Annotated in this window: 11 protein-coding genes, 1 pseudogene and 1 other annotated feature; of the genes and pseudogenes, 7 read left to right on the plus strand and 5 right to left on the minus strand. The window is 56.4% G+C overall.

The genetic code is table 11. The features are described from left to right. Positions 1 to 106: 106 nt before the first annotated feature. Positions 107 to 2,704 (minus strand): type I DNA topoisomerase, encoded by a 2,598-nt coding sequence (gene topA, locus AC1V0D_RS06335; RefSeq protein ID WP_154928219.1) that lies wholly within the window; start codon positions 2,702 to 2,704, stop codon positions 107 to 109. A 372-nt stretch (positions 2,705 to 3,076) separates the two neighbouring features. Between topA and AC1V0D_RS06340 the strand changes: the two genes are divergently transcribed. Continuing rightward, entirely contained in the window at positions 3,077 to 3,325 is a 249-nt protein-coding gene (locus AC1V0D_RS06340) for a YciN family protein (RefSeq protein WP_009089962.1), read from the plus strand. 28 nt (positions 3,326 to 3,353) lie between these two features. Here the strand turns inward: AC1V0D_RS06340 and sohB are convergent, their stop codons facing one another. Next, positions 3,354 to 4,400 carry a protease SohB gene (sohB, locus tag AC1V0D_RS06345; protein ID WP_009089960.1) on the minus strand — a complete coding sequence of 349 codons (1,047 nt, stop codon included), beginning with the start codon at positions 4,398 to 4,400 and terminating at the stop codon, positions 3,354 to 3,356. 173 nt (positions 4,401 to 4,573) lie between these two features. Here sohB and AC1V0D_RS06350 point away from each other — a divergent pair, with 173 nt between their 5' ends. Both AC1V0D_RS06350 and cobO read left to right on the plus strand, forming a co-directional pair. Further along, positions 4,574 to 5,335 (plus strand): YciK family oxidoreductase, encoded by a 762-nt coding sequence (locus tag AC1V0D_RS06350; RefSeq protein WP_046102053.1) that lies wholly within the window; start codon positions 4,574 to 4,576, stop codon positions 5,333 to 5,335. Further along, positions 5,335 to 5,925 carry a cob(I)yrinic acid a,c-diamide adenosyltransferase gene (cobO, locus tag AC1V0D_RS06355; RefSeq protein ID WP_140925463.1) on the plus strand — a complete coding sequence of 197 codons (591 nt, stop codon included), beginning with the start codon at positions 5,335 to 5,337 and terminating at the stop codon, positions 5,923 to 5,925. The genes AC1V0D_RS06350 and cobO overlap by 1 nt, the downstream gene beginning before the upstream one ends. A 53-nt stretch (positions 5,926 to 5,978) precedes the next feature. On the opposite strand, the gene rluB is transcribed toward cobO, so the two are convergent. After that, positions 5,979 to 6,869 carry a 23S rRNA pseudouridine(2605) synthase RluB gene (rluB, locus tag AC1V0D_RS06360; protein WP_058958472.1) on the minus strand — a complete coding sequence of 297 codons (891 nt, stop codon included), beginning with the start codon at positions 6,867 to 6,869 and terminating at the stop codon, positions 5,979 to 5,981. 780 nt (positions 6,870 to 7,649) lie between these two features. Between rluB and AC1V0D_RS06365 the strand changes: the two genes are divergently transcribed. Next, on the plus strand, positions 7,650 to 8,297 hold the full coding sequence (locus AC1V0D_RS06365; RefSeq protein WP_009089953.1) for a hypothetical protein: 648 nt from the start codon (positions 7,650 to 7,652) through the stop codon (positions 8,295 to 8,297). A 10-nt stretch (positions 8,298 to 8,307) separates the two neighbouring features. Here AC1V0D_RS06365 and AC1V0D_RS06370 read toward each other — a convergent pair whose 3' ends face one another. Both AC1V0D_RS06370 and rnm read right to left on the minus strand, forming a co-directional pair. After that, on the minus strand, positions 8,308 to 8,928 hold the full coding sequence (locus AC1V0D_RS06370; protein ID WP_009089952.1) for an L-threonylcarbamoyladenylate synthase: 621 nt from the start codon (positions 8,926 to 8,928) through the stop codon (positions 8,308 to 8,310). 12 nt (positions 8,929 to 8,940) lie between these two features. After that, positions 8,941 to 9,825: an RNase RNM gene (gene rnm, locus AC1V0D_RS06375; RefSeq protein ID WP_009089950.1), complete on the minus strand. Its 885-nt coding sequence runs from the start codon at positions 9,823 to 9,825 to the stop codon at positions 8,941 to 8,943. 153 nt (positions 9,826 to 9,978) lie between these two features. Further along, positions 9,979 to 10,080, plus strand: a sequence feature (Trp leader region). Positions 10,081 to 10,103: 23 nt separating this feature from the next. Between rnm and AC1V0D_RS06380 the strand changes: the two genes are divergently transcribed. The 3 genes and pseudogenes from AC1V0D_RS06380 (at position 10,104) to trpCF (ending at position 14,627) form a co-directional block, all read left to right on the plus strand. Then, positions 10,104 to 11,669, plus strand: a complete 1,566-nt coding sequence (locus tag AC1V0D_RS06380; RefSeq protein WP_009089949.1) for an anthranilate synthase component 1 — start codon at positions 10,104 to 10,106, stop codon at positions 11,667 to 11,669. Further along, positions 11,669 to 13,263, plus strand: a pseudogene (gene trpD, locus AC1V0D_RS06385) (bifunctional anthranilate synthase glutamate amidotransferase component TrpG/anthranilate phosphoribosyltransferase TrpD). The gene AC1V0D_RS06380 and the pseudogene trpD overlap by 1 nt, the downstream one beginning before the upstream one ends. A 2-nt stretch (positions 13,264 to 13,265) precedes the next feature. Continuing rightward, positions 13,266 to 14,627 (plus strand): bifunctional indole-3-glycerol-phosphate synthase TrpC/phosphoribosylanthranilate isomerase TrpF, encoded by a 1,362-nt coding sequence (gene trpCF, locus AC1V0D_RS06390; RefSeq protein ID WP_482907132.1) that lies wholly within the window; start codon positions 13,266 to 13,268, stop codon positions 14,625 to 14,627. Positions 14,628 to 14,669: the final 42 nt, after the last annotated feature.

The raw sequence follows: 14,669 nt of genomic DNA on the forward strand, positions 1-14,669 counted from the left end.
CAGGAAAGGTCGGAAATGCTATAACAACTATATCAGTTTAAGTGTGAGAATAGAACGGATTGATATAAGGCTCAGAAAAAGGCCAGCGAACGCTGGCCTGATAAGATTACTTTTTCGCTTCCTGCCATTTGCCATCAATAAAGAAGGCTGACCAGCCGGTGGCTTTACCCTCTTTTTCTGAGGAGACATACTGCTGTTTAGTCTTGCGGCTGAACCGCACCAGCGTTTTATTCCCTTCCGGATCGGCGACCGGCGCGTCTGCCAGATATTTCAGCTTCTCAGGCAGACGATCTTTGAAGCGCAGCAGCTCTTCCACCAGCGGCGCACGGGTTTCGCGCGATTTCGGGAACGTATTGGCTGCCAGGAAGACGCCCGCCGCCCCGTCGCGCAACACGAAATAGGCATCTGACTTCTCACACGCCAGCTCAGGCAGCGGCACCGGATCTTCTTTCGGTGGCGCCACTTCCCCACTGCGCAGAATTTTGCGGGTGTTTTTGCACTCTTCGTTGGTACACGCCATGTACTTGCCAAAGCGTCCCATCTTCAGATGCATCTCCGAACCGCACTTCTCGCACTCCACGACCGGGCCGTCATAACCCTTGATGCGGAACTCGCCTTTCTCGATTTCGTAACCATCACACTCCGGGTTATTACCACAGACGTGCAGTTTGCGTTCATTGTCGATCAGGTAGCTGTCCATCGCTGTGCCGCACTTCTGGCAGCGACGACGGGCACGCAGGGCGTTGGTTTCGGCATCGTCCCCTTCCAGAATGTTCAGAACTTCGTTTTCCGGAATCAGGTTGATGGTCTGCTTGCAGCGCTCTTTCGGGGGCAGCGCATAGCCGGAACAGCCCAGGAAGACACCGGTACTGGCGGTGCGGATCCCCATCGGACGACTACAGGTCGGACAGTCAATCGAGGTCAGCACCATCTGATTGGGCTGCATGCCGCCCTCTTCAGGATCTTTTTCAGCTTTTTCAAGCTGCTCGGTAAAGTCGCTGAAGAAGTGGTCCAGCACCGCTTTCCATTTCGCCTGGTTATTGGCGACCTGGTCCAGGCTGTCCTCCATGCGCGCGGTGAAATCGTAGTTCATCAGCTCGCGGAAGTTCTCTTCCAGACGATCGGTGACGATTTCACCCATTTTTTCCGCATAGAAACGGCGGTTTTCTACCCGGACATAGCCACGGTCCTGAATGGTCGAGGTAATGGCGGCGTAGGTCGACGGACGGCCGATACCGCGCTTCTCCAGCTCACGCACCAGCGAGGCTTCGCTGAAGCGTGCCGGTGGCTTGGTGAAGTGCTGACCCGGCAGCAGCTGTTGCAGGTCGAGGCTATCCCCCACACTGACCGCAGGCAGCGTGCGATCTTCATCGTTCTTACGCAACGCAGGCATCACTTTAGTCCAGCCGTCGAAGCGCAGAATACGGCCTTTCGCTTTGAGTTTAAACTCACCGGCGGCGGCCGTGATGGTGCTGGAATCATATTTGGCCGGGGTCATCTGGCAGGCGACAAACTGACGCCAGATCAGCTGATAGAGCTTCTGCGCATCCGCTTCCATATCCTTCAGTTTTTCCGCCACGACTTCCACATCGGAAGGACGAATCGCTTCGTGCGCTTCCTGAGAGTTCTCTTTGCTGGCGTAAGTGACGGGGCTGTCTGGCAGATATTTTTTACCGAAGTTGTTTTCGATGTAGCCCCGCGCCATGGCGACCGCATCCTGACTCAGGTTGGTCGAATCGGTACGCATGTAAGTGATGTGACCCGCTTCGTAGAGGCGCTGCGCCATCATCATGGTCTTTTTAACGCCAAAGCCCAGACGGGTGCTGGCCGCCTGCTGCAGCGTCGAGGTGATATAGGGCGCACCCGGCTTACTGCTGGTCGGCTTATCTTCACGATCCACAATTTCAAAGCGCGCTTTTTCCAGCAGCGCCACTGCGGCGTAAGTTTCGTCACGGTTGACCGGGCGGAACACCTTGTCGCCTCGGTGTGTCACATCCATCGACAGCTCATCGCCGTTTGGCGTGGTCAGCGCAGCATTAACTTCCCAGTACTCTTCGGGAACAAAGGCTTTAATTTCACGTTCACGTTCCACTACCAGGCGAACGGCCACTGACTGCACACGACCGGCTGAGAGGCCACGGGCGATCTTTTTCCACAGCAGCGGTGACACCATGTAACCCACCACGCGGTCCATAAAGCGGCGCGCCTGCTGAGCATTAACCCGGTCGATGTTGAGTTCGCCCGGCTTTTCAAACGCCTGACGAATCGCATTTTTGGTAATTTCGTTGAACACCACGCGGCTGAAGCGTGAGTCATCGCCTCCGATCACTTCCCGCAGGTGCCAGGCAATGGCTTCCCCTTCGCGGTCAAGGTCGGTTGCGAGATAGATGTGGTCAGCATTGGCGGCCAGCGCCTTCAGTTCTGCCACCACCTTCTCTTTGCCGGGCAGGATCTGATAATCCGCTTCCCAGCCATGATAGGGGTCAACACCCATGCGGCTGACAAGGGCGGCTTTCTCATCTTTTTTAACTTTTTTGACTTTCTTATCTGTCGAGGCGTCAGCACTTTTCTTTGCGGTTGAACCACTGGTCGGCAGATCCCGGATATGACCCACGCTGGATTTCACCACGTAGTCATTGCCCAGATATTTATTGATTGTTTTGGCCTTTGCCGGGGACTCAACAATAACGAGTGCTTTACCCATATTTACCTTTACCTAATGAAAACATCCTGCTTAACGGGAGAGGATTGGATGCCCAAAAACCCATCGGGTTCAATATTGCTGCGCCTGTCTAACATTTCAAGGCGGAGGGGTCAATCTCAGAACAGATGATCCGGCTAAATGCAACTGCATGATAAAGCATGATTTTTCCATCTGAACTCTTCGCACATCCTGGTGCAAAATCCCTGAAATCGGAATCGCCCACACTCTACCTGATAAAATCTGTTACGCAACTTAATTAGCATTCAGCCCGTCGTTACGCCAGGTTTTCATCGGTCAGGGCGGGTTGTCATGCCAGCAGACTCGTCAGTAATATAGAAAGGATTCGAGTGCTGTCAAAAAAGGAGCAAATAAATGCAGACACCGACCCAGGCTATTTCCCGCCAGGCGTTGCTGGAAAAGGCCAACGCCCTGATTAAAGAACATGATGATTATTTAGCGGGCATGCAGGCGGATGACGTCAGTCAGCAGGGGGATGTGCTGGTTTTTCGCGGCCCGTTTTTTCTCGACGATCAGGGATTACCGACGGCTAAAACCACAGCGGTGTTTAACGTCTTCAAACATCTGGCGGTGGTCCTGTCGCCGCACTATCACCTGGAATAAAAAAACCCGGCACAGGCCGGGTTTCGCATCACAGCAGCGGCTTTTCGCCGCGCTGCCAGAGTTTCAGCAGCAGACGCTCTGCCACCGAGCCCGCGCTCTGAGTAAAGCGATCCATCATTTTACGACGGCGGGCGAAGTGCACCCCCAGCACGTTGAACTGATCCATCTGGCGGATGATTAAATCATCGCTGGTGCCGATCTCATCAATCAGCCCCAGATCCAGCGCCTGGCGGCCATACCAGTGTTCACCGGTCGCGACCTTATCAATATCCAGCGACGGGCGCATCTGATGCACAAACTGCTTGAACAGCAGGTGCGTTTCGTCGAGATCCTGCTGGAATTTCTCCCGCCCTTCTTCGCTGTTCTCGCCAAACAGCGTCAGCGTTCGCTTGTACTGACCGGCCGTGTGCAGCTCGATATCGATGTCATTGCGCTTCAGCAGACGGTTGAAGTTAGGGATCTGGGCCACCACACCGATTGAACCAATAATGGAGAACGGGGCCGCCACAATGCGATCGGCCACACAGGCCATCATATATCCGCCGCTGGCTGCCACTTTGTCCACGGCCGCGGTGATGCGCAGCCCGTGGTCGCGCAGACGCTGCAGCTGTGACGCGGCCAGACCATAGCCATGCACCACACCGCCAGGGCTTTCCAGACGCAGCAGCACTTCATCGCCCGGTTGCTGCACCGCCAGCACGGCTGAAATCTCTTCACGCAGTGACGTGACCTCACTGGCATCCATGCTACCTTTGAAATCAAGCACATAAAGCGTCGGCTTCTCACCCCCGCGCGCGCCCTGCTTCGCCGCCTGCTTTTCCGCTTTGGCTTTCAGCTTTTCGCTCTTTTTATGGTTTTTCAGCCAGACCTTCTGCGCCTGCGGTTTCATTTTTGCCAGCTGCAGATCTTCTTTCATCTGTTGATAGTCATCACCCAGATGGGTCAGGCGCAGCTGACCACTTTGCGAGCGTTTACGCAGTGCCGCATTCATCACAATCATGACAATCGCCGCGACCGCAACCACCAGCGTCACCGCTTTCGCTAAAAAGAGTCCATACGTTGAAATAAAATCCATCAGGTCGCCTTAGTAAAAAAGAATCAAAAACAGTTCGCCAGTTTAGCCGTTTTACCCTGCCTCGTCGCCTGAAATGCCAGCAGCTGGCACAGATTGCGCGGGCTGGCGATTGCACCCATTCGTAAATTCAGGCATAAAGCGGAATCATGCTGTTTTCGCCGGAGGACCCCGCTGTGCATTATCAACCGAAAAGTGACCTGCTCAATCATCGTATTATTCTGGTCACGGGCGCGTCAGATGGCATCGGCCAGGAAGCGGCGCTGACCTATGCCCGCTATGGCGCAGAAGTGATCCTGATGGGCCGCAACCCGGAAAAACTCGAACGGGTCAGAACGTCGATCAATCAACTCAATAAACGTCCTGCTCACCAGGTGGTACTGGACCTGGCCGAGGCCACACCAGAACGCTGCCAGCAGGTTGCCGACCAGCTGGCGCAACAGTTTCCGCGTCTCGACGGCGTGCTGCATAATGCCGGTCTGCTCGGTGAAATCGTGCCGCTGGCTGAACTCGATCCGCAGATCTGGCGTCAGGTGATGGATGTCAATCTGGATGCGACTTTCTTCCTGACTCAGGCCCTGTTGCCGCTGCTGCTGAAGTCAGAGGCGGGTTCGCTGGTATTCACCACCTCCAGCGTGGGCCGCACCGGTCGTGCAGGCTGGGGCGCTTATGCGGTCTCTAAATTTGCAACGGAAGGAATGATGCAGGTGCTGGCGGATGAGTATAAGAGCCAGTCGCTGCGGGTGAACTGTATCAATCCGGGCGGCACGCGAACCAAAATGCGCGCCAGCGCCTTCCCGCAGGAAGATGCAAATAAACTGAAAACGCCTGCCGATCTGATGCCGCTCTATCTCTATCTGATGGGCGATGACAGCCGCCGCAAGACGGGGATGAGCTTCGATGCGCAGCCGGGCAGGAAACCCGGAGCCGCGGAATAATGGCTGACGATCGTCATCAGCAGCGTCAGCAGCGCCTGAAAGAGCAGGTGGATGCGCGTATCGCCGCCGCGACAGCGGTTCGCGGCATTCTGATGGTGTTTACCGGCAACGGCAAAGGCAAAACAACCGCGGCCTTCGGCACGGCACTGCGCGCCACCGGCCATGGCAAGCGCGTGGCGGTGGTCCAGTTCATCAAGGGTGACTGGCCGAACGGCGAGCGAAACCTGCTGGAGCAGCACGGGGTGGAATTTCAGGTTATGGCCACCGGCTTCACCTGGGAGACGCAAAACCGTGAGACGGACACCACCGCCTGTCTGGCAGTCTGGCAGCATGCCCAGCGGATGCTGGCCGATGCGCAGATCGATCTGGTGGTACTGGACGAAATTACCTATATGGTGAGCATGGGTTATCTGCCGCTGGAGGCGCTGATCGCCGCGCTGCAGCAGCGCCCGGCGCAGCAGAGCGTCATTATTACCGGACGCGGCTGTCACCGCACCCTGACTGAGATGGCCGATACCGTAACGGAGATGCGCCCGGTTAAGCACGCCTTTGATGCCGGTATACAGGCCCAGCAGGGTATTGACTGGTGACAGAAAAAGAAAACGCAGCCCGGAGGCTGCGTTTTTTTATCCTGCCGGCATAATTAACCGGAATTGCGTTTGCTGCCCGGATTGCGGCGCGGCGTACGAGGGGTCGAGCTGACTTTACTGTGGCGTTTTACCGCACGACGGATCTGGTTTGCTTTGGTGCGACGACGATCTTTCTCAACGACCAGTTTGGTCACCGTCTCATCATCCATCTCTACCAGGTTACGCAGATAGTTTACCGCCGGCAGATCCAGCTCCGTCCAGCCGCCGCGCGGCAGGCCTTTCGGTAAGGTAATATCGCCATAGCGAACGCGCATCAGACGGCTGACCTGGACACCAACCGCTTCCCATAACCGACGCACTTCACGGTTACGTCCTTCGGTCAGGGTCACGTTATACCACTGGTTGATCCCTTCTCCGCCGCCAAAACGCAGGGTTTTGAACGCAGCCGGGCCATCCTCCAGCTGAACGCCCTTGCTCAGCTGACGAATTTTATCATCATCCACCTGGCCAAAGACGCGCACCGCATATTCCCGTTCCACTTCACGGCTGGGATGCATCAGACGGTTCGCCAGCTCACCGTCCGTGGTGAACAGCATCAGACCACAGGTGTTCACATCCAGACGGCCGACGGCAATCCAGCGTGACCCGCGCAGACGCGGCAGGCGATCGAAGACCGTCGGGCGCCCTTCAGGATCGCTGCGGGTACAGAGTTCACCTTCCGGTTTGTAATAGGCCAGCACGCGGCAGACTTCGGTTGCTGATTCAGCAATCGAAACCAGATGGCCATCAATACGGATTTTCAGGGATTTGCTGCTTTCGACACGGTCGCCCAGGGTGGCGATCTTTCCGTCGACGCTGACACGGCCAGCGGCAATCATTGATTCGATTTCACGACGCGAGCCATGACCGGCACGCGCTAAGACTTTCTGTAACTTTTCGCTCATTGAGCTTCCTCTTTGTCGCCTTCCCAGGCGTCATGGCAGGGTGATAATTCTTTCTTTATCAACAGGTTAACCTATTAACTTGGGCCCATTATACAGGCATTTAACCCCGATGTAACGCCCTTTGTGCTTCTGCAAATAACCACTAAAAAAGCATAGAGACCGGATAATGATATTCCTCATTATTTACATACATGATTAAAATAACAGCAGACTCAGTTAAGGAAATATACTGAATAAAACGCCGGTGGCGAAAACTTTATAGCTGAAGAAAATTAAATTTTTTAAACACTGGCGGGGCAATGAAAAGAGGCCGTAACGATCAAAAACTTAACACTATCTTAAACTTCCAGAGATTTATCTGCGAATCTAATCCTCTGGCTTCTCTCTCAAAGGCAGCATAAAAAAACGTAAGATTATCTTTAGTTAGCCTGATAAGCTGAATAAACGGCCTGGGTAAGATTATTCCTAATGAAGATTCTGTTAAAACCCTATTTTCAGGGGTATTTAATTCTTATTAGCTTTAATAAATTGTCTGACACTATTAAGCTGATACACTTTCTCTCAGCAGCACAATAAAAAAGCAGCACCTGAAATTTCATGGTCCTGCATCATAACAGTACCGCCCTTTGTTATTCGTTAATAAAAATCGTGTTTTCAGATAATCCAATAAACCGGCGCATCCGGAATTGTTGCGTTAATACGGTTCACTGATGAACCTTGCTTGCATGTCATGAGTCTTCACCAGGGATTTTCCGACATGCCGGAATAAAGAATGCCATCATGAGAAACCTGTTTCTGTGCCCGGTGCTGGCTGCACTGGTGCTGAGCGGGTGTTCCGTGGGCCATACTGAGTACAGTCGTACGGCGATGCAGCACGTAGATATGAGCGTGACCGGCATCCCGACGATCCTCGGTTTCGGCACACTGGGCACCAGCATCCCACTGACGCCTGAATATAGCCTTACCGCAGCGCACGTCGCCAAAACCGCCGTGCAGCGCGTGAAGTCTTATCATCCCTATTGCGACCTTGCGATTATTTATCACAAGAATGATGCCACCACCCTGGCAAAATTCCGCAGTGGTGATATTGGCGATCCCGTTAAAATGTACGGATACAGCTTTATTTCCGCGATGCCGGTAGAGTCGACGGGGGTGAATTTAGCCCGCACGGCTATTCGGAATAAATGGAATAAAAGTCCCTGCATTGCGATGGCCTCTAATGCAGGCGTGGTTCAGGGAATGTCGGGCGGCGGTGTTTATAACCGCGATGAAACGCTGAGCGGCGTGATTGTCGGTTATTCCGATGCCATTAAGAATGGCCGTAACGGGAAAGTGATCCTGAAAGACGTTTCACTTTATATTCCCTACGGCCAGTTTAAAAGCTGGTTGCAGTCAAATCTGGCCCCGACACCGACGCGCGGTGTCTGAGCCGGATTGATTACAGGAACGGGCGGGTATCACCCACACCTTCACGCACAATTTCCGGCGTATCGGTGGTCAGATCGACCACCGTGGTCGGCTGCTGCCCCAGCGTTCCGCCGTCGATGATCAGATCGACCAGCTTGCCAATGGTGTGCTGAATCTCCTCCGGATCGGATTCCGTAAAATCGTTGCCCGGCAGGATCAACGAGGTCGACATCATCGGCTGATTCAGAGCTTCCAGCAGCGCCAGCGCCACCGGATTGGACGGCACACGCAGACCGATGGTCTTACGCTTTTCGTTCATCAGACGGCGCGGCACCTCTTTGGTCGCCTTGAGAATAAAGGTGTAGTTACCTGGCGTGTTGTTTTTCAGCAGGCGAAAGGCCGAGTTTCCCACCTGAGAATAGACCGACAGCTCGGAGAGGTCACGGCACATCAGGGTGAAATTGTGGTGTCCATCGAGCTGACGGATACGGCAGATACGCTCCATCGCGCCCTTCTCTTCCAGCCGGCATCCCAGCGCATAGCCGGAATCGGTGGGATAGACGATGACGCTGCCTTTGTTCAGGTAGTCGACCGCCTGGTTGATCAGGCGCGGCTGCGGATTGTCCGGATGAATATGAAACAGTTGACTCATAGAAACCTCGTGTCACCTTTCCGTGATTGCCACTGCGGGAGCGAGGTCCGGAAAGCGTTCCCAGACCGGCTCAACGTCGCCGGGCAGCCAGAGTTTGCGGCCCAGCTCAATCCACGGGCAGGGTTGATGAAAATCTGAACCTTGCGATGCGGCCAGGTCATTCTCTCTGGCGTACTGCGCCAGTTGCGTGCGCTCATTGGGTGGCTGCTGGCACTGTGCCACTTCCATGGCATCGCCCCCCGCTTCGCGGAAGTGGGCGATCAGCCGTTTCAGCCACTTCGCCGATAAACCATACCGGCCCGGATGAGCCAGCACGGCGCAGCCACCAGAATGATGAATCGCATCAATGGCTTGTTTAATTGTACACCATTGTGGCGGCACGTAGCCGGTTTTGCCTCGCGCCAGATAATTTTTGAAAACCTGGGCCATGTCACCGGCTTTGCCCTGCTCTATCAGGAAGCGGGCAAAGTGTCCGCGGGTAATGATGCCGCCCCCGGCCAGTCGGGTCGCCCCCGCCAGTGCGTCGGGAATACGTGCCTTCGCCAGCCGCTCACCGATCTCTTCCGCGCGCCGCTGCCGGCAGGCCAGTTGCCCCGCCAGAAAGGTCACCATCGCCGGATGATGGATATCGATGTTCAGCCCCACGATATGGATCTCATGATTCTCCCACAGGGTAGAAATCTCAGCACCGGCCAGCACTTTTATCGGCAGATCCTGGTCACGGGCGGTCTGCTGCGCCTCGCTCACCCCGTCCACGCTGTCGTGATCGGTGATCGCCAGAACGCCAACCCGCATCTCTACCGCGCGCTGCACCAGCACGGCGGGCGTCAGTAAACCATCGGAGGCGCGCGTGTGGCTGTGTAGATCATAAACCGGGAAACGGGCGATATCGCTCAAGAGAACTCCTGCTGAAACTAAACCGGCCAGCATGATAACGATTTTAACGCTCAGTGAAAAAGTGTATTGACATTTCCGTCCTGAACCCGTTAACTAGTACACAAGTTCACACGTAACGGGTATTTCATCATGGCGATTACAATTACGCATTTACATGGCTGGCGCGATGTTCCCGAAACCGGGCGACATGGTCGTGCACATTTTGCGTAAACGCTGTGCAGATACCTGAGCCCGCCACCGAGCGGGCTTTTTTTTGAGCGAAATTCAGAGAAATCATCATGCCAAATGCGAAACCTACAGTGAAGTTGATTACCGGCACCGCGCCCTACCGCGAAGATCCGGCCGCAGTGTTTCACCAGCTGTGCGGCGCACGTCCGGCAACCCTGCTGCTCGAATCCGCTGATATCGACAGCAAGCGCAATCTGAAAAGCCTGCTGATTGTCGACAGTGCGCTGCGCGTCAGCGCACTGGGCAGCGAAGTCACCGTGCAGGCGTTGTCAGAAAATGGCCGCGCCCTGCTGCCGCTGCTGGATGAAGCCCTGCCCGCGTCAGTGATGAATCAGGTGCGTCCCGATGGCCGTGTTCTGACCTTCCCGCAGAGCAGCGATCAGCAGCAGGATGAAGACTCCCGCCTCAAGGCCCTGTCGGTGTTTGACGCGCTGCGTCTGATTCCGCAACTGGTTAACGCCCCTGCCGACGAACGGGAAGCGGTGCTGCTGGGCGGTCTGTTTGCTTATGATCTGGTTGCCGGTTTTGAAACCCTGCCGGCGCTGGATAATCAGCAGCGCTGCCCCGACTACTGCTTCTACCTGGCCGAGACCTTACTGGTGATCGATCACCAGAGCCGCAGCGCACGTCTCCAGGCCAGCCTGTTCTGTCCGTCCACCAGCGAATTCCAGCGCCTGCAGCGCCGCATTGAGCAGCTGCATGGCCAGATGCTTCAGCCCGCACCTGTACTGCCGGTACAAAAGGTGGAGCAGATGACGCTGACCACCAGCCAGAGTGATGAAGAGTATTGCGACGTGGTGCGCAGCATGCAGCAGGCAATTCGCATCGGCGAAATTTTCCAGGTCGTCCCTTCACGCCGTTTCTCGCTGCCATGCCCTTCACCGCTGGCGGCATATGACACGCTGAAGAACAGCAATCCCAGCCCCTACATGTTCTTTATGCAGGATCAGGATTTCTCGCTGTTTGGTGCCTCGCCGGAGAGTTCACTGAAGTATGACGCCATCTCGCGTCAGATTGAGATCTACCCGATTGCCGGTACCCGCCCGCGTGGCCGCCATGCAGATGGCTCGCTGGATCGCGATCTCGACAGCCGTATTGAGCTGGAGATGCGAACCGACCATAAAGAGCTGGCGGAACACCTGATGCTGGTGGATCTGGCGCGGAACGATCTGGCGCGTATCTGCGTGCCGGGCAGCCGTTACGTGGCAGACCTGACTAAGGTAGACCGTTACTCCTTCGTCATGCATCTGGTCTCCCGCGTTGTGGGCACGCTGCGTGACGACCTTGACGTGCTGCATGCCTATCGCGCCTGTATGAACATGGGCACCCTGAGCGGTGCGCCGAAGGTGCGCGCCATGCAGCTGATAGCCGGGGCGGAACGCACCCGCCGCGGCAGCTACGGCGGTGCGGTGGGCTACTTCACGGCTCACGGCGATCTCGATACCTGCATCGTGATCCGTTCGGCCTACGTTGAAGAAGGCGTGGCCACCGTCCAGGCGGGTGCCGGTGTGGTGCTGGACTCCAATCCGCAGGCTGAAGCGGATGAGAGCCGCAACAAAGCCCGCGCCGTTCTGCGCGCTATCGCGACTGCCCATCACTGCAAGGAGATCTTCTGATGGCCGATATTCTGCTGCTCGATAACATCGATTCCTTTACCTATAACCTGGTTGATCAGCTGCGGACGTTTGGTCACAACGTGGTGATCTACCGAAACAACCTGCCTGCGGAACTCTTAATTGAGCAGCTGCAGCGGATGGAAGACCCGGTGCTGATGCTCTCGCCCGGCCCCGGCGCGCCAAAAGATGCCGGTTGTATGCCGGAGTTACTGCGGGTGCTGCGGGGACGGTTGCCGATTATCGGCATCTGCCTGGGGCATCAGGCGATCGTTGAAGCCTACGGCGGCCACGTGGGTCAGGCCGGTGAGATCCTGCACGGCAAAGCCTCCTCTATTGACCACGACGGCGAGGCGATGTTTGCCGGCCTGAGCAATCCGCTGCCGGTGGCGCGCTACCACTCACTGGTGGGCAGCAACACGCCGGATGAGCTGACGGTCAACGCCAGTTTCAACGGGATGGTGATGGCGGTGCGTCATGAAACCGACCGGGTGTGCGGGTTCCAGTTCCATCCTGAATCCATTCTGACTTCTCAGGGCGCGCGTCTGCTTGAGCAGACGCTGGCCTGGGCGCTGGCGAAGTAACAGGGAGAATGACTATGCAACAGACACTGGAAAAACTTTACCAGGCGCAGACGCTGAATCAGGCTGAGAGTCATCAGCTGTTCAGCGCCATTATCACCGGCCAGCTGGAACCGACGCAGCTCGCCGCCGCCTTAATCGCCATGAAGGTGCGGGGCGAAACGCCGGAAGAGATTGCCGGGGCCGCGACCGCGCTGCTGGAAGATGCCCGCCCCTTCCCGCGCCCGGATTATACCTTTGCCGACATCGTGGGCACCGGCGGCGACGGCAGCAACAGCATCAATATCTCCACTGCCAGCGCCCTGGTCGCGGCGACATGCGGTCTGAAAGTGGCGAAGCATGGCAACCGCAGCGTCTCCAGCAAATCGGGCTCCTCCGACCTGCTGGCGGCCTTTGGCATCAATCTTGATATGCCTGCTGACCGGGCGCGCAAGGCGCTGGACGATCTTAACGTCTGCTTTCTGTTTGCGCCGCAGTATCACACCGGATTCCGCCATGCGATGCCGGTGCGTCAGCAGCTGAAGACCCGCACGCTGTTCAATGTGCTGGGTCCGCTGATCAACCCGGCGCGTCCCCCGCTGGCGGTGATTGGTGTTTACAGCCCGGAACTGGTGATGCCGATTGCTCAGACCCTGAAAGTGCTGGGCTACCAGCGTGCAGCCGTGGTCCACGGCGGCGGCATGGATGAGGTGGCCCTGCACGATGTGACGCACGTCGCCGAGCTGCGCGAGGGGGAGATCACCTGTTATCAGCTCTCACCTGAAGACTTTGGCTTTGGCTTCCACCCGAAAGAGGCGCTGGCGGGCGGCACCCCGGAAGAAAACCGTGACATTCTGACAGCTTTACTCCAGGGTAATGGCCAGCAGGCTCATGAGGAAGCCGTCGCCGTTAACGTGGCGATGTTGCTTAAAGTATTTGGTCAGGAAGACCTGCGTGAAAACGCACAGCAGGCGCTTAACGCCATCCGCAGCGGACAGGCTTATGAGCGCGTTGTCGCACTGGCAGCAAGAGGGTAATCATGAAAGGCACCGTGTTAGAAAAAATTGTTCAGGACAAAGCGATCTGGGTTGAAGCCCGTCAGCAGCAGCAGCCTCTCTCCACCTTTCAGAACAGCATTGAGCCTTCCAGCCGTCATTTTTACGACGCGCTGCAGGGGGCCAGAACCGCGTTTATCCTGGAGTGTAAAAAGGCCTCTCCGTCGAAAGGCGTGATTCGCGAGGACTTCGATCCGGCCGCGATTGCCGGGGTCTACCGCCACTATGCGTCAGCGGTCTCTGTGCTGACCGATGAAAAATATTTTCAGGGTGACTTCGCTTTCCTGCCGATTGTCAGCGCAGCCATCACGCAGCCGGTGCTGTGCAAAGATTTTATTATCGATCCTTACCAGATCTATCTGGCGCGTTACTATCAGGCGGATGCGATTCTGCTGATGCTGTCGGTTCTGGATGATGAGCAGTATCGTCAGCTGGCCGCGGTGGCACACAGCCTGAAGATGGGCATTCTGACTGAGGTCAGTAATGAAGAGGAGCTGGAGCGTGCTATCGCCCTGCAGGCGAAAGTGGTGGGCATCAACAACCGCGATCTGCGCGACCTCTCTATCGACCTTAACCGAACCCGCCAGCTGGCGCCTCGCCTGTCGCATGGCGTGACGGTGATCAGCGAATCGGGTATCAACAGCTATGCGGACATTCGCGAGCTGAGCCACTTCGCCAATGGTTTCCTGATCGGCTCCTCACTGATGGAAGAGACAGATCTTACAGCCGCGGTGCGTCGGGTTACCCTGGGCAGCAACAAAGTGTGCGGACTGACCCGTGCCGAAGATGCGCGTGCCGCCTATGAAGCGGGTGCACTCTTTGGTGGTCTGATCTTTGCTGAAGGATCGCCGCGTCAGATTGATACCGCCACGGCGCAGAGCGTGATGGCCGCGGCCCCGCTGCGTTACGTTGGTGTGTTCCGTAACGCCAGCGTGAGTGACATTGTCACACAGGTCAGCGCCCTTTCTCTCTCTGCGGTTCAGCTGCATGGCGATGAAACGCCGGCGTTTGTCGCTGATCTGCGCGCCGCCCTGCCTGCCACCGTGCAGATCTGGAAGGCACTGCGCATTGAAGGCCATCTCCCGGCTCGCGACTGGCCACACGTTGACCGTTATGTGTTTGACAATGGTATCGGTGGTACCGGTCAGCGTTTCGACTGGTCCCTGTTGCAGGGTCAGACGCTGAATAATGTACTGCTGGCCGGTGGCCTCGGTGCGGACAACTGTGTTGAAGCCGCGCAGCTGGGCTGTGCCGGACTTGACTTCAACTCTGGCGTGGAAAGCGCGCCCGGCATCAAAGATGCCCGTAAAATTGCCGCCGTGTTCCAGACACTGCGCGCGTACTGATTTGCCTGGCCTGCCCGACGGCGGGCCTGAGAAAGGAAGAGA

This window comes from Pantoea sp. PA1 (assembly GCF_056856975.1).

Coding starts and splice junctions, on each gene's coding strand:
- AC1V0D_RS06370 (WP_009089952.1), bottom strand. CDS start 8,928: ATGAGTCAACTGTTTCATATTCATCCGGACAATCCGCAGCCGCGCCTG.
- AC1V0D_RS06340 (WP_009089962.1), top strand. CDS start 3,077: ATGCAGACACCGACCCAGGCTATTTCCCGCCAGGCGTTGCTGGAAAAG.
- sohB (WP_009089960.1), bottom strand. CDS start 4,400: ATGGATTTTATTTCAACGTATGGACTCTTTTTAGCGAAAGCGGTGACG.
- AC1V0D_RS06365 (WP_009089953.1), top strand. CDS start 7,650: ATGAGAAACCTGTTTCTGTGCCCGGTGCTGGCTGCACTGGTGCTGAGC.
- rluB (WP_058958472.1), bottom strand. CDS start 6,869: ATGAGCGAAAAGTTACAGAAAGTCTTAGCGCGTGCCGGTCATGGCTCG.
- trpCF (WP_482907132.1), top strand. CDS start 13,266: ATGAAAGGCACCGTGTTAGAAAAAATTGTTCAGGACAAAGCGATCTGG.
- topA (WP_154928219.1), bottom strand. CDS start 2,704: ATGGGTAAAGCACTCGTTATTGTTGAGTCCCCGGCAAAGGCCAAAACA.
- cobO (WP_140925463.1), top strand. CDS start 5,335: ATGGCTGACGATCGTCATCAGCAGCGTCAGCAGCGCCTGAAAGAGCAG.
- AC1V0D_RS06380 (WP_009089949.1), top strand. CDS start 10,104: ATGCCAAATGCGAAACCTACAGTGAAGTTGATTACCGGCACCGCGCCC.